Raw genomic sequence first — 21800 nt, 5'->3', positions numbered from 1 at the left:
TTCGGACGGGGTCGGGGAGGCGGAAGCAGCGGGGCGATCTCGTCCCAGAGATCGTCGGGAAGAAGTGCGCGGGCCATGAAACACCAACGCACATCAACGCTCAGGGTGCCGTTCTGTTAGGCGCTCTAAAGGCATGTTGGCAGAAGACCCGCCCTGGTTCGTGGCTGTGGGTGCCTCCGGGGGAGAGGGGCTGCTCGACATCCGCGCCCTTCTCGCCGCCCTCGCGCGGCCACTCCAAGCCGTCGTCCTCGTGGTGCTGCACCGGCCCTGGGACCGGCCGAGCCACCTGCGGGCGATCCTGGCGCAGGCCTGCCCCCACCCGGTCCTGATCGCGGACGAGGGCAAGCGGTTCGAGCCCGGCAGCGTCTACATCGGCGAGCCGGCCCAGCACCTGACACTCGCCACACGCAGCTTCGGCCAGATCGTCGACGACCCACAGCGGTGCTACGGCAACCGCACGATTGACCTGCTCTTTCACTCCGTTGCGCGGCACGGGAAGGGCCGGATGATCGGCGTCGTGCTGTCGGGCTCCCTCGACGACGGCGCCCGCGGGTTGGCCGCGATCCACCACGCCGGTGGCCTCACCATGGTCCTCACTCCCGAGATGTCGCCGCGCCAGGGCATGCCGGAGAACGCGATCGCCTACGACGGCCCGATCGATACGATCGGCACCCCCCGGACCATCGCCACCGCGATCGCGAAGGCCGTCGCAGGGGGCGATCAACTCCCCGTTACCTAAACGGTGAAACGGGGTCACATGTGTGTAAAGCGTAAGGACTCGCTCCGTTTCGATGAGTACGACCTGTCTGTGCATAATACCTGGATCATACCCCGTCTGCTTGGGGTAGGTTTGTGCCGGTCCGTTTTTGGGTAGCAATGGGGTAAAGTGGACCGGCATGGATGATCTTGCATGAAGCCCAACTTAGACGTTAGGTGAATCCACCTCACAAAGATTATCTATACTGTCTGACCTTCGAGGATCATAGGAAGAAAACATCTATGTCTGCTGATATATCGTCTGCGCTCTATGAAAACGCCGGGCACGTAGGTCATCTTTATGCAAAAATGTATGTGTTGCCGTCCCCATTCCTCGGAGAAGGCATTAGACGCGTGTCGCCCCAATGCTCGGCTCCATACGAGAATAGTTGCTGCCATGGCGTTTGCCCCGGCGCTGTGATCGGCTCGGCACCGACGTAATCAGCTACGATCTCGTCTTCCGGGTGACCCTGTATATCTTCTGGCCAACCACCGAGCCGGTCGCCGAAGTTGCTAATATTCTCATCTTCTCCCGCATTCGCCGTGCTAGGCTGAGCTCCCGGTTGGCAATCCAGGAAATCGTAAACCGCGTCGGCCTCATCGGTCCCAAGGGCATACACGGACCGCCAGTGTCGCGGCATGCTCACCGCTGAGAACGGGTGCAGGGTCTCTGCCATCGTCCGGTCGCCGAATGCCTCCATGCCACCACCACTCATCATAGCGTCGCAATAATCAACAAGCCGCGCAGGCGGTGGGGTACGTGCGAAGTCGGTGGCGGGCCGGTCGTGCCAGAACACCCAATGTGTGCCGGTCACTCCCTCACATAACACGTCGTTGAAAATGCTAATGAGCCCGGTGCGTGGTAGATCAGGATCGAACCCGGCCTCGCGGCTCAACATAGCGAGATCGAGTTGTGCGACGAAGGCAAGCGGCATTGACATGAAGAGTGGGGCGCAGCGACCCTCGGCTTCGGCGGTGATCCTATCAAGATCAACAGGTGCCGTTGGCGGTTCATCGGGAAACAGCGGCTCCAGCACCATCTACTCGAACAGTGCACGCGTGCGCTCAGCCTCGCGGCGAAACTGCTCAGCCCTCCGCTCGGCATCTGGAAAGGCAGGACGCTCGGGCCAAGGGAAATCTATGGGCAGGTCGGGGAAGCCACCAACCTTGCTCGTGCAAGTGGGCAACGGATCGTCGGGCATCTGCCGGCGTGTGAAAAGCACGACCGGCCGGACGGTTGCCTGCACCTCCTGAACGTAGAGGGGCACCTGCATCTCTTTTAACGATTGGCTGATCTCGTCGAGGCTTGAAAATGTCGGCACGGGCAACTCCGATGAGTTCGGCGTTCACCGTATCCTGCATCACGAAGTTCTACGACACATAAGTTGGGTGTCGCTATTTGTGCTGGTAGTGCATAGCGTCCGCTCGCGAGCAGCGAGACAATTTCCGTGATTTACCTCGGGCCGAAGCCGCTGGGCGGCTGACAAATGCCCGCTTTGGGCAGTGCTAACAACGGTCTGCACAACCGAGTTGGGTCGATAGCAGACTTCCACTTATGTCGGTAAAACGACCATTTTCCGCACATAGGCAGTCGGTGGTTCTCGACCGAACCCCGTCGCTTGGTTCGCCACAGGCGCTTCCAACAAGCGGCCATTCATCGACTGTCCAGCGACTTCGACTCGGGGAATAGGCCGAAGCGCGGGCGACGTCCGATGGTGGACATCAAATTTCGCTTATTAACCAAACATTATATTTCGTTTCTGGAATTATCACTGGGTGAGTAGGAGCTTGCCTGAAATCGGACCAACGCCTTTAGGCACCGGCACGCTGGTAGCGTCGTAGTTTGCGTTCAGGTACAGGTTCGGTCCCTCATAGAGGTTGACTTGTGCGGCAACGATTACGGTGTAGGCGGACTGATCAGCCACAGGCTTGTCCGCGTCGATCACCAGCCGGCCAACCGGTAGGTAGATCGTCCCCAGCATGGTCCGCGCGTCGTCACTGATGATGCGGTAGGTACGCAGAGGGCGCGTCACACCTAGGGGCTGAGGTGTCGGCGACGGGGCCGGGGAAAGAGGAGAGAGCAAAGCGCCTACGAAGCTGATGATTGCGGTCGTCGGGTCGACAGGACTGCTGACAGTTCGATCTTCGGCCATCAACAGGCCGGCCATGATACCCGTGGTTGGAGCCGCTAAGCTGATTGTAGACTTTTTGTCGAACAGCAAACCAGCCTGATCTCCGGCAAAAAACAGGCCGACATCCGTACCTGTCAGCGAGCCCTTCTGATCCACCACGAGCGGCCCATCCTTCATAACGTAGATGCCAGATCGAAGAGTGACGTTCGCCTTCTTCGTGATGTGCAAGCCGCCGCAGTAAGTGCCGGGATCAAGGGTGATGCTCTGGTCGACAAGGTTCTGACTGGTATCACCCTTGCTGTTGGCCGAAGCCGGGATCGGCATGCAACTGCCCGGTACGGGTAGAGAGCGATCCTTGAGCGGATCGCCCAGCGTCGGACAGCCCGTTTGCGGTGGGGGTGCGAAGTTAGCTCGCGCTCCACTGTAGCCGCCCGCCGAGCAGATGGTCTGAGCTTTGGCCATGGCGCTGTCGCCGCCAACCATGCCTTTGACGTTGGATGAATTTGAATAAAGCGAGCACCCATCTGCGGTGACCTCGGCCCTCTTTTGCAGGTTGAAGGCGCCGGGTGCGCTCTGGTCGAGGGTGAGCATGCACAGGCGCATTTTGCCAACGACGTTGGCTCGCGCTTGTACCGCCACCACCGTCGTACGAATGCCTACGAACGCGCCGAAAGCCAGCCTTACCGTTTCCTCAGCCCGAGCGAACACACTTGTCTTATCGCTAGCTACAGTGACGGTGAGCGTGAATGGGCGATCCGGTAGCAAATGGGCGCTGTCTCGAACCGTCTGTTCGGTCACGCCTTTGACTGACTCAACGGTCGACGATGCGAGCTTGAGGGTATTACCGCCAGCAAGGGTTCCCGCATCGACAGCACTCTGAAGTTGGGTGCGGCGGTACGAGAGGCGGGCATAGTCGACGCCGCCGCCGACGAGGCCAAGCAGTAAAGTTGCACTTAGACCGAAAATGATTGCGACACCGCCGCGGCAATCAACCCAGAAGCCATCTCGGCGACTTAGCATACTAGGCACTTCGAAGCACGGCTCACCGATCACCTTTGCCAGAGGGACAACCTTCACCTTTGGTGGATGAAAGAGGGATCGCATGGCACTTTGAATGACTGAAGAAAATCAAAATAGTCTTAAAGACGCGCAGAGACTGATGAATGCGTCAAGCGATTGTCGGATAAGAAGCGTGTTGTGACGAGGCGCCTTAACCCTATTAAGCAAAAATTGATTTTTAAAAAATAATAGAGATTATTTATTCGCAATAGAACGTCTCAATATAAATTTCTGTGTTTGATGAATATAACTTATTATTAAGGCTGGTTGTATATGCATGCCTCGTATGCTGCACGGTTTGTCCGGTTTTAAGCGGCGGCTACGTTGGGAGGTGCCCATGCAGCGGGGTAGGCAGCGTCGATTGGCTTCCTTTGTCAGATCCGAAAGCGGCAATGTCATAGTGATTTTTGGGCTCACCCTGCCCCTCCTCGTCGGTGCGAGCGGCCTCGCGATTGACTACGGCAATGCTGTGCGTATCCGCGCTGTCGAAGCCAGCGTGGCCGATGCGACCGCCCTGTTGGTTGCGAACGCTGACACCGTCGCCGCTGCCACCGAGGGCTTGCGCCTGGCCAGTGCTCAGCTCACCTCGCAACTGGGTTCGGTCAAGACGACCAACGGCTTCCAAGTTAATGGTACGTGGGTTGATGGCGCGAACTACCGGGTGACAATCTCGACGACGGTGAAGACGAGCCTCTTGCACCTTCTACCCGGCATGCCAAGGCAGATTACAGTCGGGACTGCCACGACCGTCAATCGAGTTGCCCCTGTCTACCAGACCAGCCCGCCAACGTTTAGCCAGCTGTCACCTGAGGCTGCTGACTACAACCGTATCTACATGTACTGCTACTCGTCCGATCCAAAGCGACAAGCCCAGGCCGACAAGGGTCGCCGAGGCATAGTCGCCATTGCCGACAATGGCACGCCTTCGACAGATTACTCTAAGGCCACGTTGCCCACCTGTGGCGCCAACGAAGCGCCAAGCTATATGCTGCATAACGTTCGAAACGCACGCAGCAACAAATCCGCATGGAACGATACGAATCAAGAAACTTACGAGTATTATACCGATATGACCATTGATACGGGAACACGCGTACAGTCGGTGAGTATGAAGGGTTATCGCGTGTACAACGGAACCACTCTGTCTCCGATTAACATGGTCTCAAATCCGATTTTGGAGACGATTGTCTGCGACACCCTGAGCCAATGCAAGAGTAAGTCGGACGGGGGCATCTTGCCGAATAGTCATACGACCCACAATCCCGCCACGGCGACCGCGAGTTGTAGCGATAACAAGTACATGTATTACGGCTGGGAAGATCGGCCGCCGAACGCTGGTAGCGACATGGACTATGACGATATTCGAGTCATCGTATCCTGTCCGACATTGGTAAAGGTCTCTGACAAGAAATTACGAATCGTTGAATAGCTTGAATATATGTTGATTGGTCACGTTGCTTGTGCGGCCGCCTCTTATGATCTTTATCTCATGGAGGCCGGCTCGCCTGTTGCATATTTGGGTACCTCCTGCTCGTCGCCTGGCTGACGTCCAGGAAGGCGTTATTCGACCGTTTTCCCGGCGGCCATCACGGTGTGGAACAGCTGAGGAACAAATCGGTTGAAACTTGTCGGGGTAGCGTGGCGGGAAATCTAACGTCGGGAATACGGCGCAAGGGTCCTTACACTTCTACCGTTGGAGGAGATTACACAGTGGTATGGCGGAAAGCGCGGCATAGAGAGTAGCACTCGGCGCACAAAGCACAGCGCTTCCGTCACAGGACAATTCCGGAACACAGGTAGTGGCCTCACGTTGATGGCTGGATTGGAGGTATGCGATGGCTAAGAATGACGACCACGAGATGATCAATAAGGAGTATAAGTCAGTCGTGATTATGACGGCTTTTGCCCTGAGAAATTCCTGAAGAGTGACGCAAGTCAATCGGTCGGCCAGAAGAAGGATGGTGCCACCGAGGCGACTGGTCACCAGGAAGGTCGTCGCATTGTCGAGATTTTGCATAAAAAGAATTCTCAACTTTCAGATGAGGATTATAGGCATATGCGCAAAGTCGTCGGCTATGTACATCGGCATCTGAAGCAAGGCGGCCCGAAAGATAAAGACGCTGTGCAAGATTCGCCGTGGCGGCTTTCTCTGATGAACTGGGGTCACGATCTGCTCGAGGGTGCATAAACTATGGATGACCCTACACCTCTCGCTGTTACCGTAGAGCCTTGCCAAGAGAGTAGTAAGGATTTCCGGTGGCATCTGACGGACGCGAATGGCGTTTCCGTCCGGGTCTCGCCAGAAGCGTATCCGACGCGCGAAAACGCCAGCGAAGCAGGCCGCGCCGCTTTGTCAGCCTTTGGCGCTGCTATTTAGAGGGCCGAGTATAGAGTTGCTCAATCCCTACCAACACGGTGATCAGACGGCCTTTTGTCCAAGGATCTTGAGGGCATCGGGCCTCAAGGCGCCTTTGGGATCGACATGTCGGTAGAGGGTTTGGCGTGTAATCCCAAGTTCGAGGCAGAGGTCGGCGACCTTAGTCTCGGGCTGCCCCATTGCGGCTTGCGCCAGTCGCAGCTTGGCTGGGGTCATCTTTGGTTTGCGCCCGCCATTGCGGCCTCTGGCACGCGCTGAGGCAAGGCCAGCCTTGGTGCGCTCGATGATGAGCTCGCGCTCAAATTCCGCCAACGCTGCGAAGATCCCAAACACCAGCCGGCCATTGGCGGTGGTGGTGTCGATGTTGGCCCCCTGGCCTGTGAGCACCTTGAGCCCAACCCCACGCTTAGTCAGATCGTGGACGGTGTTGACGAGGTGGCGCAGGTCGCGGCCGAGGCGGTCGAGTTTCCAGATCGCGAGGGTGTCGCCCTCGCGAAGCGCTTTGAGGCAGGCGTCGAGCCCAGGGCGGCTGTCGCGTTTGCCGGAGGCATGATCCTCGTAGAAGCGCTCGGGTTCGACGCCGGCGGCGAGGAGGGCGTCGCGCTGCAGGTCGGTGGTTTGCGAGCCATCGGTCTTGGACACGCGCATGTAGCCGAGCAGCATGGGGTGGTGATCCTGGGCGGGCGTGACGGGCCACGCGTCGTGAGGCGGTATGACGATCAAGGGGCCGGGGGCCGCCGATCTGCGGTGCTCCCCCGTTCGTGCCTGTCACGCAAACGAGCGATTGCGTGACAGATACAGCGACGGCCCCCAAACGGCCGAGCTACCGTACTACAAGCCGTCATAAATTCTACGCTCTGTCATCGACAGAAAATTATCATTAAGTGACACCGGATACGGTAGTGATGCGATTTTGGTCACTCACTGATGTTTCATCTCAAACCTGGATGGCAATCAGAGCCGAAGGTCGAGCCATATGCGCAAGGCCACGACCATGGTTCCCTTATCTGAACCCGGCCATCTTGATACGACATGCGTGGTTTGGTACGAAATGACGTTCAGGTACCATCTGACAGGTCGTCATGGCGTCGCAGGCGGTTAAAATTATCGATGGGGGTAAGCTGATCATTCCAGCTGCGTTTCGGCGCAAGCTCGGGATCGAGGTCGGCGATACCGTCATCATCGAACTGGATGAGGACGGACTTCATGTCCGATCGCTTACCTCAGCCGTACGCCTGGCTCAGACGATTGTCGGCACCTTCCGACCCGACGATGCGCCAGGTGAAAATGCGTTGAGCCAGGATAGCGCAAACGATCCGCACCAGGAGACCGAGCATGACTGAGGCGTTCGTCCTCGATGCCTCAGCCCTGCTCTGCCTGCTCAAGGGTGAAGCCGGGACGCAACGCGTGATCACGGTCCTGCCACGCGCTTGGATCAGCGCCGTCGCTCTGTCCGAAGTTTATGCTGCCCTCGCTGAAGCCGGCGGCTCCCAAAACCGCATCGCCCAAGCTGTCGGGGGGCTTCACCTACGGGTCGATCCCTTCGACGACGCTCAAGCTCAAGCCACAGGCATGCTGAGACCGCTTCTCAAGGCGTTCGATCTCTCCCTCAGCGATCATGCCTGCCTGGCCCTCGCACAACAGCGAAATGCTGTCGCGCTCACCACTCAGAAAGCCTGGGCCGACCTCCCCAAAAGCCTCAGGATCACCATCGAAATCCTCCCATGAGACGTCACTGGAGGATCTCCTGAACAATGCCGATCCGGCGCGAGCATCGCTTCTTCTATCCCATCGACTGGCCGCAACTCTCAGCGGCGATCCGCTTCGGGCGGGCGGGTGGCGCCTGCGAGGGCTGCGGTCGGCCCCATGGGCTGACCGTGTATCATCTCGGTGATGGGCGCTGGTGGGATGCCAGCATCGGAGCCTGGCGCGATGGACAGGGCCGTACGCTGCGCAGCCTGCCGACGATCGAAGATCTCGGCCGCATCCGTACGACCCGCGTTGTGCTGGCTGCCGCACACCGCGATCACGACACCACCAACAATCTCGACCGCAACCTCGCAGCCTTCTGCCAACGCTGTCACATCAACCACGATCGCCCCGAGCATCGGCGTCGACGCTGGCGCACCCTGTTTCAGTGTCGGGCGATGGGGGACCTGTTTCGGGGGCTCTACCCGACCGCAAACAAATCGAGCTGAAGCGCCGATCTCTGCCCCCTGCCCCGCCGGCCGCCTCGTGGAAGTGGCTTGATCACTGGCAGGGCTCCGGTCCCCTTGGCATGCAGCACGGCCCCGACAATCTGGCAGCCGTCGCCCGGGTGATACACGTAAGCACGGCAGCCATCGGCCTGGAGGATCTCCTGAACAATCGCCTCGTCATCGGGACGTGCGCATAAGGCATTCATCAAACACGCCAGCCCAAGAGAAGCGATGTTCGAGAAGTAGAATTCGCGCTGATAGCCGGTCCAAACCTGTCTCTGTGCACCGACACTGGTTCGCGCGAACGGATTATTGGGCGCAAACACTGTGCTCTCGTCCAGGACGAAAGCAGCGATCGCATCGCGATCAGCGATATGCAGCGCGGTCCGGATCGATGCGCCGAGTTGGCGCTGGGGGATAGGCACGCGATCACATCCTCATATCGTCACGAACTGAGATCGGCCCAAGCCACGCCAAAGGTACGATCGATTCCGGTTTGGCGCCTTTCTGGAAAAAGCAGGCCCTAAACATCCAAAAAGAGGTCTGACCACGCCTGTTTGGCTATGTCATTGTGAAACAAATCGTTTTACGAATTGATGCCATGCCACAGCTTGCAGGCGTGCTTACCTCCGGGTTCGAACTTCGGATCCTGCGCCGTCCTTGTGATGGTGGTGGGCGTATCGAGACGCGGCACATCCACATCGAGGCGAGCTCGGGGGATCAGGCGATCGCTCAAGGGAGGTTTCTCGCTGAAGCGATCCTCGAGGGCTGGTCCGGTGTGGCCATGCTCACCAACGAGGCCGGCGCCCTGATCTGGTCGACGCGCAAAGACATGCCGCCGCCGACAGCACCTGGCATGATCTGATCGCTGGCCACCCGCCTCGGCTGGGCGTGACCAAGACCGGAAAGATGCTGGTTCAGCACCGATGCCCGTTCGATGCGAAGCGTCCAGAGCCGCCATGGCGTCGCCAGCGGCAGAAAGTCGGCTTCGTCGAGGACGTGCTCGGAATGATCGCCATGCCGGACCATCATGCGGAACGGCACCTCGCCCGGCGGCCCGATCAGCACGACCGTCAAGGTGTTGAAGCCGTCATGCAGCCACGACGTGACGTCGTGGTGGAAGCCATCCTCCGTCGGATCAAACCCCTCCAGCGCGGGCTGGGTCACCGCGTAGGTGTTGAGACTGACCATAGCGCGGCTCCCCGCGCCCCACAGTGTAAGGCGCAGCCGCTCCCCGGCTCGAATGTGCATGCTATGCCCCGCTACAAGGGCCAAACTGACCGCTTCGGGAGTTTTCCACAACGGGAACAAGGCATGAACGGAAACGCTTCATTAACCCTGTGGCCTAGGCGCTCCAGGCCCAGTCCCCTCACGATCCATCGGCCGCGTCCGGTGCCAACTTGCGCCGCTGCTGACCCAAACCCAGGCTCTTGGCGAGTGCGGAGCGCTTTGCCGAGTAGCTCGTGGTCACCATCGGGTAGTCGGCAGGCAGGCCCCACTTGGCGCGGTAGGCCTCCGGTGTCAGGCCGCGTAGGGTAAGATGACGCCGCATCGTCTTGTAGCCCTTGCCGTCCTCGAAGCTGATGATCGCATCTGGGGTGATCGACTTGCGGATCTGAGCGGGCGTCAGCTTCTCAGGTTCGGACGCGGCCGTCGGCTCCTCACCGCCAAGGCGGCTCAAGGATGCATGGACGCTGGCAATCAAGTTCGGCAACTCGCCAGCTTGAACGTGATTGTTCGAGACATAGGCTGAGACGATATCGGCTGCCATCGCCAAAACGTTGCTGCTTGTGTCTGCCACTGCTTCGTCCAACATGAAATATACTGCCCTATAATCAACTGATATGGCCTATCTTAATTAGTTTCTGGCAGAACAACAAGTCGAATATAGGCCGATAAGGCGCTGATACGGACCCTACTGCAAAACAGGGATTTGTTAAGGATCACGCATTAGTGGATCTTAACACTTACGGGGACGGACGATGCGGGTTCTGCTGATCGAGGACGATGCGGCGGTGGCGCAGAGCATCGAGCTGATGTTGAAGACGGCCGGGTTCAATCCCTTCGTCACCGATCTCGGTGAGGAGGGGATCGATCTAGGCAAGCTCTACGACTACGACATCATCCTCCTCGACCTGACGCTCCCTGACATATCCGGCTACGAGGTGCTGCGCAGCCTTCGCGTGGCCAAGGTGAAGACCCCGATCCTGATCCTCTCAGGGATGGCCAGCATCGAGGACAAGGTGAAGGGTCTCGGCTTTGGCGCCGACGACTACCTCACCAAGCCGTTCCACCGGGATGAGCTCGTCGCCCGCATTCAGGCGATCGTCCGCCGCTCGCAAGGGCATGCCGAGGCGGCCGTGACGATCGACGACATGGTCGTCAACCTCGATCAGAAGCTTGTCGCGATCGGTGGGAACCGGGTTCCGCTCACTGGCAAGGAGTACCAGATGCTGGAACTCCTTGCCCTGCGGAAGGGCACGACGCTGACCAAGGAGATGTTCCTCAACCATCTCTACGGCGGCATGGACGAGCCCGAGCTGAAGATCATCGACGTGTTCATCTGCAAGCTGCGGAAGAAGCTCGCCAACGCCAGCCAGGGCAAGAACTACATTGAGACAGTCTGGGGTCGTGGCTACGTGCTGCGCGAAGGCGTCAGTCAAATGCAAGCCATCGCAAGCTGACGCGGCAAGATGCTCAGGTAGGATCGAGCTTATGTGTTTTGGGAGCGACTTCGTTATCACCCTGCTGCTTGCCAGGGATTGATGACCGTCAGACCGCACGCTTCGAAACCGCCGACAGCGCGGGTGGCGATGCTGTAGCCCGCAGCCGCGGTCGTGGCTGCTATCAAGGCGTCAAAGCCTTCGATCGGCATCCCGGCGTCGCGACGCGTCCGTATGATCCGCGCATCGTGATCAGCGGCCAAGCCGTCGAATGGCAGGACGCGCCCAGTAAACGCCTCGGCAAAGATCGCCGAGGCGACCAGAGCGAACCCGTCCCGCCGGCGGCCTGGCGGTATCATGGTGACGCCGTAGAAGATCTCGGCACGGTCGAGATTGGTGGTGTAGAGCCATGAGCGGGGCTGGGACGCGACCCACGCGACCACGGCTGAATTTTTCTCAACTCAGCACGCTTGGTCAATACGGCTTCCTTAATCGCTGCGCTTCCACCTACCGCCACTTGGGGGTCTGCCTCAATAACAGCCAAGGCTTCCCGCCAGAGCTCGATCTGCCCTTTGAGCCGATGCTCTTCACGCGCCTGCTCCCGGTCCTCACGCGCGACAGTTTCCTGCCAGTGGCGCAACTCCGCTGCCACCCGACCTCCGATGTGGGCTTTGCGTTCCTTCACAGTCTCGAGGCAGTGCATCGCCCGCGCAACGTCCGCTCGCACGGTCCTCATCAGCGATTCATGGAGCGCCGTCCGTCCAAGGATCCTGTTGAACCACCCACTCGGCGCCATTTTCCGCATCTGTTCAACAAGGACAAGCTCGGCAGCCTCCCTCGCAGCCCTAGCCGCCACGACCCGACGCTCGACCATAGCGATCAGCCTGGTTCGCTCAGGCCTTTCGGTTCGACGTTCTGCCTCCTCGAGTGCGGTCTGGCTGGCATCGATCAGGCCCTGGATATGCCGGGTCCAAGAGGCTGCAGCCACACTGATCTTCTGCGATCCTGTCTGCTCCTGGGTCGCAAGCGACACATCATCAACCGAGCCGATCTCGATTGTCGCATCCGCGCGCTTTGGTCCGGTCTCGGGGCTAACGGCTCGAGGGGGCACGGTCATGCGTGTCGCAATCTCGGCACGCGGCCGGGCAACCAGCCGGTCGAGGGACCCCACGAGGTGATCGCCGGCTTTCACGATCCAAATGCCGGTCCGCTTACCCTCCATCAGGGTCAGGCCGATATCCGCGAGCGCCGGGCACAGCGAGGTTCCTTCCTCGCCGCGCCTATAGATATCGATGACCTGCGCCCGCAGTCCGGGGGCAGAGAGCCCAACCCGTGCCAATCGAGCCCGCGTCGCAGTGCTCAGGCCAGATTTCGGTTGGGCGTCGGAGGCGGGGCGGACCGCCTCGACGGCACTTGCAACATCAGGACGTCCGTCACGGTGGAGTCGGCGAACCACTGCGTCCGTCCGGCGGCTCGGGGTGACCGCCTCACCAAAATCAACCTCCAGCGTCGCCCGCACTGCCTCGAGGCGGACGTAGGCAAATGATGGGTTGAGTGCGCGCCCATCCCGGCCGACATTCGCGATCAGCAGATGGTAGTGCGTCGGTGCCCCCTCCCCCCGCGCCCGCGGCTTGGCCGTATGCTCGATCAATACGTACGCATGGCGCTCGGCCGATAGCGCCTTCAGGATCCGCCTCACCGCCTCGTCACGCTGAGTCGCGTTCCAGAAACGGATCGGATTCAGGTTCAAATGCCAGAACGCGATGCGAGCGCGTTCCGACAGAGCGCGGAGGCGGGCAAAACAGGCGATCGCTCCCTCGACGGCGTCCGCGATCGTCCCCCGAACCCGCACAAGCCGTACACCCTGCCCCCCGGTCGTTGCGGTGAGATGCGCAGCAAGTGCGGACCGTGCGCTCGGCGTTCGGCCGTGAGGGTGGATGTTGATGATCACCCGTCGTGCTCGATCGCCCAAACCACCATCGCGTCGAGGTCGCGGATCGACTGACGAAGCGCAACGATCTCTGCCGTGACCGGCCCATCCACCTCAGACCGCGCCATCACATCGGCTAGGACATCAGCGACCTCTCCCACTGCCGCGGTCCAGCGGGCCAGATCCAGTCCCGGCCGCGCCGCAGCACTTCCTTTGCCGGGTGTGCCTCGCGCCGCCGCCAGCCCGGCGCGTCGCAAAAACCCGCTCGGCGCAAGGCCAGCACGGGCCGCGGCCTTCGCAATCGTCGTACGTTCCCCGGGGGTGAGTCGTACGCTTGCACAGTGAATAGCCCGCCGCGTTTCGGATCCAGCCATGGTGAGTTCCCGTGAGATCCGGCTTGCGGTAGTACCGCGCCAGTGCTGGCCTCTGCTAAGCTCCTGACTAATAGCTTCACATTCCGGATGTGGTCTACAAATTTTTTCTGTAGGGGGATAAACGTTATAGGCCTACAAAAATATTCTAGCGAACTCTTGTTGTGATTTTCGAACAAAGCCTGGATCTTCGAAAACGGAGGTTCCCTATGGCCCATTCACCGAAGCGCACGGCGGTTTTCGCACTCTCGAGCGTCGCTCGAGCCGCACTTCCGGCAAAGCTGGAGGACATCGTCAGTTGGAACACGGAGAGTTCCTCGTACGCGACGCTGTACGGGGATCGTGACACCGTGTTCGGCAGTCTCGACCAGCGGGTCGAGGATGCCCGTCTGACCGTCAAGGGACTGCCGGACGGACGCAGACTGGCTTCCACCCATCACGTCGTGGCGATGGCCAGGGCGGAGGCACCCCTCGACTGCGTCGATGATGGAGCATGGGCGGGCGCGGCGTCCGCAGGCGCACGGCAGCGGTGGGGGACGGCAGTCTGGCTCGTGACGGTGCGCCGGATCGCCGGTCGTCTGACCATCGACGTCCTGCTGGTTCCACCCGATGCGGGCATGCATGCGCGTTGGAGCTTCCTGACCAATTCGCGTCCAACCAAGAAAACGACTTCGCGCGCCGGTAAAACCAGCCGCTCGCCCCCGCGGGCGCCGAGCGCTCCGAAGGCGCCCACCCTCGTCGTCGTCGATCTCGTCGCGCCCCCCCTCGTCGCCGAACCGCCTTCCCTGCTCGACGGCGCGGCCAGCGGCCCGGATCCGACTTCGGCCCCCATCACCACCCTCGGGGAGGACGATCTGGGTTCAAGCGACCGCAATCCGATCGTCGATGTCGAGGCGGCAATGGCCGGTGCGACGTGCAACATCGCCAACGGCAGCTTGCCCACCTTCCATCCACCTGGCCCTGCTTCCGCTGCCGATCCGACGCCGGACGAGAAGCCCTCCCCGCTGTTGTTCGAGATCGTCGCCGGTCCGTTCGACGACGCCGGCTCGCTCGATGAGGTCCTGCCGTGGATCGCAAGCCTGGGTGATGCGCACAGACTCCGATCTTGGCCGTGGCCTGAGGCGCTCTCAGTGCCGGGGGGCTACCTTGCCGCGTACGGCGACGATCGCCTCAACCACCCGCGTCAGCCGGCGCACGGATCCGCCCCGCCATGCGGTTTCCACCGCCCCACGCTCCTCACCATCCAGCGGTTCAAGAAACCGGGGATCGTGCCCTCGGGCCTGCGCGATCCCAGCGAGCACACCCGGCAACAGTGCCGGCAAGTCCGCCGGTCCGGGCGACGAGACTCCGATCACCCTCATGCGGTCGAGCAGTGGACCGGGCAAGTTTTTGGTCGTGTTCGCGGTGGCGATCCAGGATACCTGACTGAGGTCGACCTCGACCTGGAACGCCGGGTCCATGTAGTGGCGCGCGGTCTCAGGCTCGAGCATGACCAGCAAAGTATCCCAAAGCCTACCGTGATCGGTCCGGGTCGCGGCTTTTTCGATCTCGTCGATCAAGATCATCGGGTTTGCGATGCCGAACCTGTTCATCGCCATGAGTGCGTGTGCGGGTTCGGCACTTGTCCACCGCCTGTCCGTTCCGCCCAGGAAACTTGCGCCGTCATGCGATCCGTCGACCCGCCACGGTCCCAGGCCGAGCCGTTCGGCGACCCGGTGCGCCAGACGGGATTTCCCGCACCCGGGCAAACCCACGAGTATCGTGGGGTGCAAGTGCACGTAACGCCCTCCGAGGTCCGACAGCAGCGCCTCGATCGCTGCATGGGCATAGGGAAACTCGGCGATCAGTTCGGCGCGCAGTGCCGTGAGGTCGGGGGTTGCGACCAGGGGGAGTGCCTTGCCTATGATCGCCTCGTAGCCGCGGACCAGGTTGCGCGATTTGTCCGCCGGGCTCTCCGCCACCGGGGGTACGGCCAGCAGGTAGCCCTCCTGGACGGCCGTGCCCGCGGGCTTGCTCGCCCCTGTCACGTGCGGCTCGTGGTCGGCGGTGGCCCGTCCCGCGCTGGATGGCCGGTCGGAAGCTGCAGCCGCCTGCGCCTGGCGCAGTTCGGTTTCCATCCGATCGAGCCGCCGGGTCAGGGTCTGGCGACGTGCGCTCTCCGCCCGGCGGACCCGCTCCTCGACCGGGACGACGAGGCGGCGTCCGACCTCGATCGCGGCCAGCACCAGAGCGACGCCGTTCAGATGGTCGTCGCCGGCCCCGCCGGCCAGCGTCGCCAGCCCGGCGACGACGGCCGTCGCATCCGCGCGCAGGTCGAGCAGCGCGGTGTCCAGGGACGTGCTCCAGGCACGCTCCAGCGCCGCCTCAGCATCGCGGCGCCGACCGGAGATCTCGCCGTCCTCGTCGTCGTCCTCCGCCATCGCCGCGGCCGCCGACGCGGTGTCCGGCGTGTTCCGGTCGCCCACCTCATCCTCGGGCAACCCCACGGCCATCCGGGCGCGGCTCATGGCGGTCGGCTCGACCAGGAGATGAAGCTCGGCGAGGAGGTGGTTCTCCATCCATACCGAAGGAGCAAGACGCGCTGCAGCTGCACGATCCTCACCGGGGCGGGACAGCAGCACCACGGCATCAGCGAGCGAAGCCAGCGCCGGCAGGTCCCGGGCGACCGCGAGGGCGTCGAGGTGTCCAGTCAGCGCCGCTGCTGCGTTGGCGAACCGGGGGTCGAGCCACAGCGCGCCGGCGGAGACGTCGGCCGCCTCGACCCAGGCTGCGGCGAGGCCGGCTGCATCGGGGGCGAGCGTCGTCACCTCCGCGGCGATCCCGAGTTGGGCGACGTTGAGGCGCAAAGCCGGCATGAGGGAGAGGCGTAGACGCCGCGGGACATGCGCCAGCAGTAGAGTTCGGGCGAGCGCAGGTTCGATCGAAGGGGCGCTGATGATGGAGGAAAATCCCACGATGTTTGCTCCCTCAGCGGCGTGCGGTCGGCGCGACGGGGATGCCGGCCGGATCGGTCACGGGGCGGCGCCAGGCGTGGGCGAGGCACAGGACGGCGAGGTCGGCGCGACGACGGGCGCGGCGACCGAGGGCGTGGACGAGCACGGCGGCACAGGCGGGATCACCCTGCGCGGCGCAGAGCGCCGCCGCCGACAGCGCCAAGTCGAGGACGCGGTCCCGGCTGGCATCGTCGGGCGATGCCACGCGATCACCCCGGGTGGGGTGGGGTGACAACGCCGTCAGTGCGGCGCGGACGGCGGCGGCCGGGTCGCTGAGGCAAGCAGCGATGTCGATCGAGCGCGTCGCGGATACACGCTCGCGCAGTGCCTCGAGAAGGATGCGCTGGGCCGCGAGGTCGAATGTCGACGGCGGCACCTGCCGCCACCAGGTCAACGGATCGGGCGGCAGGTGAGACAAGGCCGGATCGACCGGGTCGACGGCAAGGGGGACGGGAACGCGGATACGCGGGAGGGGCATGCGGACAAGCCTGGCGATCGCATCGGCGCGACGCCGACGCTGGGGATCGGGATGAGGGGATGGAAGAAGCGACGGATCGGAACCCCTGGGCGGGCGACGCGCGCCCGCCTGGGTTCGGTTCAGGCCAGCGGCTGCCAGGCGCGTCCGTCGAGGTGACAACCCGTGACGAAGCGGACCGCGAAGGTCGCGGACGGCACCACCACGTCGCGCACCAGGCGCCAGCGGGTCGTATCGCCCGGCATGTCGACGAGCGCGTGCTCGTCGCAGCAGGTCTGACGGGCCTGCACGATACCCGGGCTCATGGTCGCGTAAGCCGTCTTGCGGATCTCCGAGCCAGCCCGGATCGTGACGCTTCCGTCGAGGGCCAGCGCATGTGCCCAGACGTCGTTGTGCTGCAGCACCAGACGGCGGGGCTCGATCGGCCCCGCCAACGTGGTCTGACCGCTCCGGCCATGGTCGGCCTCGGCGGCGGTCGCGCCGGCTCCCTTACCCCGCGGCGGCGTCGCGCTGGGAGTGTTCTCCTCCGCTTCGGGGGCTTCGAGCACCGGACCATGGGCCGGGCGAGCGGGCTCGAGCAGGCGGCAGCCAAGGGCAAGCAGCCCGATGTTGGCCGCTGCAAGCAAGCTCTCGAGGCGGCACCAGTCATCGGGATGGAGCCGCGGCTCGCTTGGACGTACCCCGCGCAGGATGCTGGCCCGCCCGGTGCGTTCGATCGTCCGATCGATCAGGAACTGCAGCGCCTGAACGGTCTGCTTACCGAACTCCGGATCGCGGCTCGTGATCAGAAACACCATGTTCACGAACCCTTTGGCCGGATCACGGGCGTGGCGGGCCAGGCGCTCGGGGAAGTCGCCGCTCTCGCCGGCGTAGACCTGCCAGGACACCCCCTCGAGATCGACCGGTCCGGCCAGAATGTAGGCGGCGACCGTCAAACCGTGGACGCCGGCGGCAAGCTCGCGGCGACGGATCCACGGGGCGGCAAGCACCACCACCGGCGAGCCGGCGGGGGTGGCCATCCGCACGCCGAGTGGATCGGCGTCGAGATGCTCGACGAGGCACGCGGCGCGCACGGCCGCGGGGTTGGTGAGGAAGTACTGCACGGAAGGGCTCCTGTCCGTGACGCGTGTCCGCCACCGGCCACAGCTGGGTCCGGGGATGGGCGGCCTGCGCGCAAGCTGCAGCAGGCCGCCGGGCGGGGCGACGCGTCGGGGTTGCTCGGATCGGGTTTGAGGACGTCGACGGACCTCAGGCGAGGTCAGTGCGGCGCAACGCGATCACGGACGGGGAGCGAACGGGCACGATCTCGCTGCCGTAGGGGCGGAGATGGGTGTGCAGGAACGGTTTGAAGCGCGGCGCGGGGCCGCTAAGGTGGCGCTCAGCCATGGTTGCATCCTTATCCGATACGACTGTGGTCAGGCCGCGCGCTGGTGCTGGTAACACCGGCGCCGGCCGCCTCTGGTAAAGGCGGCGGCGCACGTACGGGGACTGCCGGGGTCGAACCTGGCCTGGTCCGGCGCTCTCGCAAAGCGAATTCGTGCACGCGGTCGGGCTGATCCACCGACATCGTTAACGGCGGATCTGGCAGTCCTGCACAACCCGAACGACCGTGAAGTCATCGAGTGAGTTAGGGTCGATGACGAGGCCGCCCCAGGACCATCCGGACCTACGTCGGCCTCTTCCTGGCCGACGACCCCCGCTCCCGCTATCCGAGGCTAGCACGCCTGCCGCGGGACAGCCCAGGAAGTAAGCTCCGGGTCGCGGTCATCGAGCGAGCGACCCGATCGACGGGATCCAGCCCTGGAGCCGTGGATGCCTGCCAAGGGTCTCGCAGCATGCAAGAGCGCTAGCCAACGTGGACGTGGCCCTGCTGTCGAGACGAGGGCGGGATTGCGAGCGCCTTACTGGAGGAGCTTGGCCGAGCAGCGGACATAGGCGTGCCTATCGCATCGCTCGACCCGTTCTACCCAGCTGAGGGGTTCCCCGAGAGGTCGTATCGACAGGGTCGTTCGCCCTTTTTCGGCAGCCCTTTCGAGGCTTCAAAGGCGCAGAATTCACAGGATGTAAAACATGTGTATTCGTGCACTTCGCGGATTTGCACCCACCTCCCCTGGCAGATGAGCGGTCGGCATCCCGTGCAGCAGAGGGCGAAGCGCTCTTGCGTGCCAGTCGCAGCCAACTCGTCCACTCGGTCGAGATGATGCGAACCACGTTTGTCTGGTTGCGGAAGTGCGTTACCCGCCGTTCCTCCACCGTCACCATCCCGAGCTTGCGAGCCTCTCGGATCGCATTGCGCACCGTTGTCTCGGCGACGCCGGCAATTGCCGCTAGATGACCGATAGCGAGGCGGCAATCCTTGTGCTGGACGGTTTCGGCCGCAACGAGAGCGAGAACAGCCTGTTCCGCGAGTGTAAACTGAGCCGCGAGGGCCGGTGGGAGCCGCCCGGACGCCGCCCAGCGGCGACGCCGCCCCATCGAGGCGTCCGTGCGAGGACGAGAGCCGCGGCGGCTCTTCGGCCTGGCCCTCCGCTCCGAAGGTCTGGCGGCCTCGTCGTTGGTCTCAGCAGCGTCGGAGTTCTGTCCGGAGGAGCATATGGTCCCAGAGAGCTGCCGCGCCTCGATCAACCCCGATAAGGCCTCAGCCTCGGCCTCGGACACCTGTCCTTGTTCGAACGCGCCCCACATCAGCGCCGCCACTACAGGCAGCCCCTCCCGCGACGCAGCCTCGACGGCGCGCCGTATTTCCTCAGCGAACATAGCTCCGCACCTCTGGTCACGAGACCAGCCTCGGCAGACGCGGACGCATGCGGGCAAAGCTCCGCCGGTGAGGAAAAACAGTGTTTTTCCTCTTGTCAGACGAAGCGGATTGGGGGAGGATCGCTTCGCCACAAAGCAGATCTTCCCCCGGTTTTCCGCCGGCATGTGACCCGCCCTCGTGGCGGGTTTCGTGTTTCTGGACCTCGACTCTCCGCACCATGCGGCTGCGCTATTTCACGCTGCGCTGGCCCTACGTGTAAAGTCCCCATTTTTGGGGACACAGACGACACCTTCATGGTCGCTATCGTCCTGCACGATCGGGCACCGGCCGATGGTCGAGGCCAACCACCCCGCTTCCGCCGTGAGTCTGAACGATCACCACAGTTTCGACTGGGGGAGGTTTTCGCCCGACCTGGCGAACACCTCAACAGCTCGCGTTGAGGTTCTGGGCGCCATTGCATGCCGCCTCGGTGCGGGGCCATCGCCTGAAGCCCTCAAACACCTCGGCGTTGTTCATAGCGCACCCGGCCTCCTCGATCTGCCCAGAGGCTGTTACGGGCTGCTGCGAAGTTGGCGGCTCTGCGTAGGAGTAGGACGCTGACGGCGACGAGGTGAAAGCCTGCCAGGGTGGCGGGCAGGCGCTCGTAATCGCGGGCGAGGCGACGGAAGCGGGCCATCCAGGCTAAAGCGCGCTCGACCACCCATCTGCGTGGCAACAGGACGAAGGTGCGCTTGGCCTCGGGCACCCGCACTACCTCCAGGGCGATGCCGTGATCGGCCGCCTTCGCCGCCCGGTCCCCCGTGTAGCCCTGTCGACATAGGCTAGATCCACGCTGTTGCCGGTCGCCTCCTGCACGGCGTCCACCAGCGCGCGGTCGTTGGCGTTGGCGGGTATGACATGCAGCCTCAGCACCTGGCCGAGCGGGCGCTGCTCTCAGGGGCGAGCTGCAGGGTACGGCTGTCGAGCACCGCGGCCGTGGGCGCCTCCGCACGGCCCGCGGCCAGGCGCAGCACGACGCGCAGGTCGTGCACCAAGACCCCGAAGCAGCCCGCCCAAAGCCAGCGTTCACGCTTCATCGCTGACGTCAGAGGGGTAGGCGCGGCGAGATGGAATCCCGCCATAAATGGTGCACCCATAGGTCCGTAACAGCCTTAGGTCGCGGGCCATTCTGCTACAGGTTGCCATGAGGCGAGCCTGTTAACTCGGTGACGGCTTCGACGATGCGTTCCGAACCGCACTACAGGTTGCGGCATACCATTATCAGGGGCGTTCCATAACGTTCAATGAGCGAGGGTATTAGATATTCTAGATCCGAACAAAATGTCGCCAACAGTACTTGTCGCTGTGATGATGGCCGATCAGCGATTGGCCCATCGACGAATGTCGGCGGTGGTCGGTAGATTGATCACAGTTATCCGGACAGGTAAGACCAACTGCTAACTTCCTGCCCGTGACGAGATCCAGACGCCGGGTCGTATCTTGTTTCGTTCAGTGGAGGGCTTCTGCGCAACGCTGGTGCATGAACTCGCACACTGGACGCGAGCGTCCTTACTGCCTCGACCGGCAGCTTAATACCCCATTCGCCAACCGTGCCTACGCCGCCGAAGAACTCGTTGCCGAATTTGAGGCAACCTTCATCCTTGCTGGCTTCGGCCTAGCTCCTGAGTCACACACCAACCACGCCGCCTATATGGCCGGCTGGCTGCCGCTCGTGCGTGACGATCCCCGTGCACTCGTCACCGCAGCCTCCCTTGCCTCTAAGGCCGCGCAGTTCCTCGCGCCGCCTGCGTCCTCGACTTAGGCGGGTTCCGCCCAGAACGTGCCAAAGCTCGGACACCTGTCTGTTCCCGCATCAATCGTTGGAGGTGCCGCGTGAGCGATGACCCTTCCCTTGAGGGCACTGCACGCCCGGGCACCGCGGGTGGTCAGGTATCGCGAAGCCGACGCGCCATCGACTGCTAGTGATGCTTGCCACGGCCCCTTTCTCGGTATCGGCGAACACTCCGAAGTTGCTCACTGGGGACGCTGGCTATGATCCGATCCACGGCCGTTCGCGCAATTCCAACAGATCATGGCCGCTCGCAAGCG

The 21800-nt window shown here is 62.6% G+C and carries 24 protein-coding genes and 1 pseudogene; 8 read left to right on the top strand and 17 right to left on the bottom strand.

The window, feature by feature from the left end; genetic code table 11:
* Positions 1 to 133 precede the first annotated feature (133 nt).
* A complete protein-coding gene (locus FV227_RS14835) occupies positions 134 to 739 on the top strand; it encodes a chemotaxis protein CheB (protein ID WP_147859325.1) in 606 nt (201 codons plus the stop codon).
* Positions 740 to 1055: 316 nt separating this feature from the next.
* Here the strand turns inward: FV227_RS14835 and FV227_RS14830 are convergent, their stop codons facing one another.
* The 3 genes from FV227_RS14830 to FV227_RS14820 form a co-directional block, all read right to left on the bottom strand.
* Positions 1056 to 1796 carry a DUF1963 domain-containing protein gene (locus tag FV227_RS14830; protein WP_147859324.1) on the bottom strand — a complete coding sequence of 247 codons (741 nt, stop codon included), beginning with the start codon at positions 1794 to 1796 and terminating at the stop codon, positions 1056 to 1058.
* On the bottom strand, positions 1797 to 2078 hold the full coding sequence (locus FV227_RS14825) for a DUF1963 domain-containing protein (protein ID WP_147859323.1): 282 nt from the start codon (positions 2076 to 2078) through the stop codon (positions 1797 to 1799).
* 447 nt (positions 2079 to 2525) lie between these two features.
* Positions 2526 to 3908 (bottom strand): pilus assembly protein TadG-related protein, encoded by a 1383-nt coding sequence (locus FV227_RS14820; RefSeq protein WP_147859328.1) that lies wholly within the window; start codon positions 3906 to 3908, stop codon positions 2526 to 2528.
* Between the two features lie 376 nt (positions 3909 to 4284).
* On the opposite strand from FV227_RS14820, the gene FV227_RS14815 reads away from it, so the two are divergent.
* Both FV227_RS14815 and FV227_RS14810 read left to right on the top strand, forming a co-directional pair.
* Positions 4285 to 5376, top strand: a complete 1092-nt coding sequence (locus FV227_RS14815) for a TadE/TadG family type IV pilus assembly protein (protein WP_147859322.1) — start codon at positions 4285 to 4287, stop codon at positions 5374 to 5376.
* Positions 5377 to 5782: 406 nt separating this feature from the next.
* Positions 5783 to 6135: pseudogene (locus FV227_RS14810) on the top strand (DUF3140 domain-containing protein).
* 231 nt (positions 6136 to 6366) lie between these two features.
* Here the strand turns inward: FV227_RS14810 and FV227_RS14800 are convergent.
* A complete protein-coding gene (locus tag FV227_RS14800) occupies positions 6367 to 6987 on the bottom strand; it encodes a recombinase family protein (protein ID WP_147859320.1) in 621 nt (206 codons plus the stop codon).
* A 419-nt stretch (positions 6988 to 7406) separates the two neighbouring features.
* Between FV227_RS14800 and FV227_RS14795 the strand changes: the two genes are divergently transcribed.
* The 3 genes from FV227_RS14795 to FV227_RS14785 are packed head-to-tail and all read left to right on the top strand — an operon-like array spanning position 7407 to position 8522.
* On the top strand, positions 7407 to 7667 hold the full coding sequence (locus tag FV227_RS14795) for an AbrB/MazE/SpoVT family DNA-binding domain-containing protein (RefSeq protein ID WP_147843462.1): 261 nt from the start codon (positions 7407 to 7409) through the stop codon (positions 7665 to 7667).
* Positions 7660 to 8052 carry a type II toxin-antitoxin system VapC family toxin gene (locus FV227_RS14790; protein ID WP_147725767.1) on the top strand — a complete coding sequence of 131 codons (393 nt, stop codon included), beginning with the start codon at positions 7660 to 7662 and terminating at the stop codon, positions 8050 to 8052. The genes FV227_RS14795 and FV227_RS14790 overlap by 8 nt, the downstream gene beginning before the upstream one ends.
* A gap of 26 nt (positions 8053 to 8078) precedes the next feature.
* Positions 8079 to 8522: a hypothetical protein gene (locus FV227_RS14785; protein ID WP_147725766.1), complete on the top strand. Its 444-nt coding sequence runs from the start codon at positions 8079 to 8081 to the stop codon at positions 8520 to 8522.
* Here the strand turns inward: FV227_RS14785 and FV227_RS14780 are convergent.
* The 3 genes from FV227_RS14780 to FV227_RS14770 form a co-directional block, all read right to left on the bottom strand.
* Positions 8495 to 8947 carry a hypothetical protein gene (locus FV227_RS14780; RefSeq protein WP_147859319.1) on the bottom strand — a complete coding sequence of 151 codons (453 nt, stop codon included), beginning with the start codon at positions 8945 to 8947 and terminating at the stop codon, positions 8495 to 8497. The two genes, FV227_RS14785 and FV227_RS14780, sit on opposite strands and share 28 nt — an antisense overlap.
* Before the next feature lie 307 nt (positions 8948 to 9254).
* Positions 9255 to 9713, bottom strand: coding sequence for a hypothetical protein (locus tag FV227_RS14775; RefSeq protein ID WP_147859318.1), 459 nt, complete (start codon positions 9711 to 9713; stop codon positions 9255 to 9257).
* 178 nt (positions 9714 to 9891) lie between these two features.
* Complete coding sequence (locus tag FV227_RS14770; RefSeq protein ID WP_147859317.1) at positions 9892 to 10338, bottom strand: MucR family transcriptional regulator; 447 nt, start codon at positions 10336 to 10338, stop codon at positions 9892 to 9894.
* Between the two features lie 166 nt (positions 10339 to 10504).
* Here FV227_RS14770 and FV227_RS14765 point away from each other — a divergent pair, with 166 nt between their 5' ends.
* The gene (locus tag FV227_RS14765; RefSeq protein ID WP_147859316.1) at positions 10505 to 11206 is read left to right on the top strand and encodes a response regulator transcription factor CtrA; all 702 of its coding nucleotides are present in this window, start codon (positions 10505 to 10507) and stop codon (positions 11204 to 11206) included.
* A gap of 56 nt (positions 11207 to 11262) precedes the next feature.
* Here FV227_RS14765 and FV227_RS14760 read toward each other — a convergent pair whose 3' ends face one another.
* From FV227_RS14760 to FV227_RS29035, 10 genes are all read right to left on the bottom strand, one after another.
* On the bottom strand, positions 11263 to 11544 hold the full coding sequence (locus FV227_RS14760; protein WP_246686641.1) for a type II toxin-antitoxin system VapC family toxin: 282 nt from the start codon (positions 11542 to 11544) through the stop codon (positions 11263 to 11265).
* Complete coding sequence (locus tag FV227_RS14755; RefSeq protein WP_147859314.1) at positions 11541 to 13136, bottom strand: hypothetical protein; 1596 nt, start codon at positions 13134 to 13136, stop codon at positions 11541 to 11543. Before FV227_RS14755 ends, FV227_RS14760 begins: the two co-directional genes overlap by 4 nt.
* Positions 13133 to 13489, bottom strand: a complete 357-nt coding sequence (locus FV227_RS29050) for a hypothetical protein (RefSeq protein WP_147863046.1) — start codon at positions 13487 to 13489, stop codon at positions 13133 to 13135. The genes FV227_RS14755 and FV227_RS29050 overlap by 4 nt, the downstream gene beginning before the upstream one ends.
* Positions 13490 to 14346: 857 nt before the next feature.
* Positions 14347 to 14580, bottom strand: a complete 234-nt coding sequence (locus FV227_RS14750) for a hypothetical protein (RefSeq protein ID WP_147859313.1) — start codon at positions 14578 to 14580, stop codon at positions 14347 to 14349.
* A 33-nt stretch (positions 14581 to 14613) separates the two neighbouring features.
* Complete coding sequence (locus tag FV227_RS29865; RefSeq protein WP_246686616.1) at positions 14614 to 16440, bottom strand: AAA family ATPase; 1827 nt, start codon at positions 16438 to 16440, stop codon at positions 14614 to 14616.
* A 13-nt stretch (positions 16441 to 16453) separates the two neighbouring features.
* A complete protein-coding gene (locus tag FV227_RS29045) occupies positions 16454 to 16957 on the bottom strand; it encodes a hypothetical protein (protein WP_187274816.1) in 504 nt (167 codons plus the stop codon).
* A 119-nt stretch (positions 16958 to 17076) separates the two neighbouring features.
* The gene (locus FV227_RS14735) at positions 17077 to 18057 is read right to left on the bottom strand and encodes a hypothetical protein (protein WP_147859311.1); all 981 of its coding nucleotides are present in this window, start codon (positions 18055 to 18057) and stop codon (positions 17077 to 17079) included.
* A 145-nt stretch (positions 18058 to 18202) separates the two neighbouring features.
* Positions 18203 to 18340 (bottom strand): hypothetical protein, encoded by a 138-nt coding sequence (locus FV227_RS29040; protein WP_187274815.1) that lies wholly within the window; start codon positions 18338 to 18340, stop codon positions 18203 to 18205.
* Positions 18341 to 20205: 1865 nt separating this feature from the next.
* The gene (locus FV227_RS14725) at positions 20206 to 20412 is read right to left on the bottom strand and encodes a hypothetical protein (RefSeq protein ID WP_246686617.1); all 207 of its coding nucleotides are present in this window, start codon (positions 20410 to 20412) and stop codon (positions 20206 to 20208) included.
* A gap of 205 nt (positions 20413 to 20617) precedes the next feature.
* Complete coding sequence (locus FV227_RS29035) at positions 20618 to 20788, bottom strand: hypothetical protein (protein ID WP_187274817.1); 171 nt, start codon at positions 20786 to 20788, stop codon at positions 20618 to 20620.
* A gap of 443 nt (positions 20789 to 21231) precedes the next feature.
* On the opposite strand from FV227_RS29035, the gene FV227_RS14720 reads away from it, so the two are divergent.
* A complete protein-coding gene (locus FV227_RS14720) occupies positions 21232 to 21513 on the top strand; it encodes a zincin-like metallopeptidase domain-containing protein (protein ID WP_147859309.1) in 282 nt (93 codons plus the stop codon).
* Positions 21514 to 21800: the final 287 nt, after the last annotated feature.

It is taken from the genome of Methylobacterium sp. WL119, assembly GCF_008039875.1.
GTDB lineage: Bacteria > Pseudomonadota > Alphaproteobacteria > Rhizobiales > Beijerinckiaceae > Methylobacterium.
Note: the sequence above shows the minus strand (reverse complement) of the source record. Positions and strands in the feature narration are given on the sequence as shown.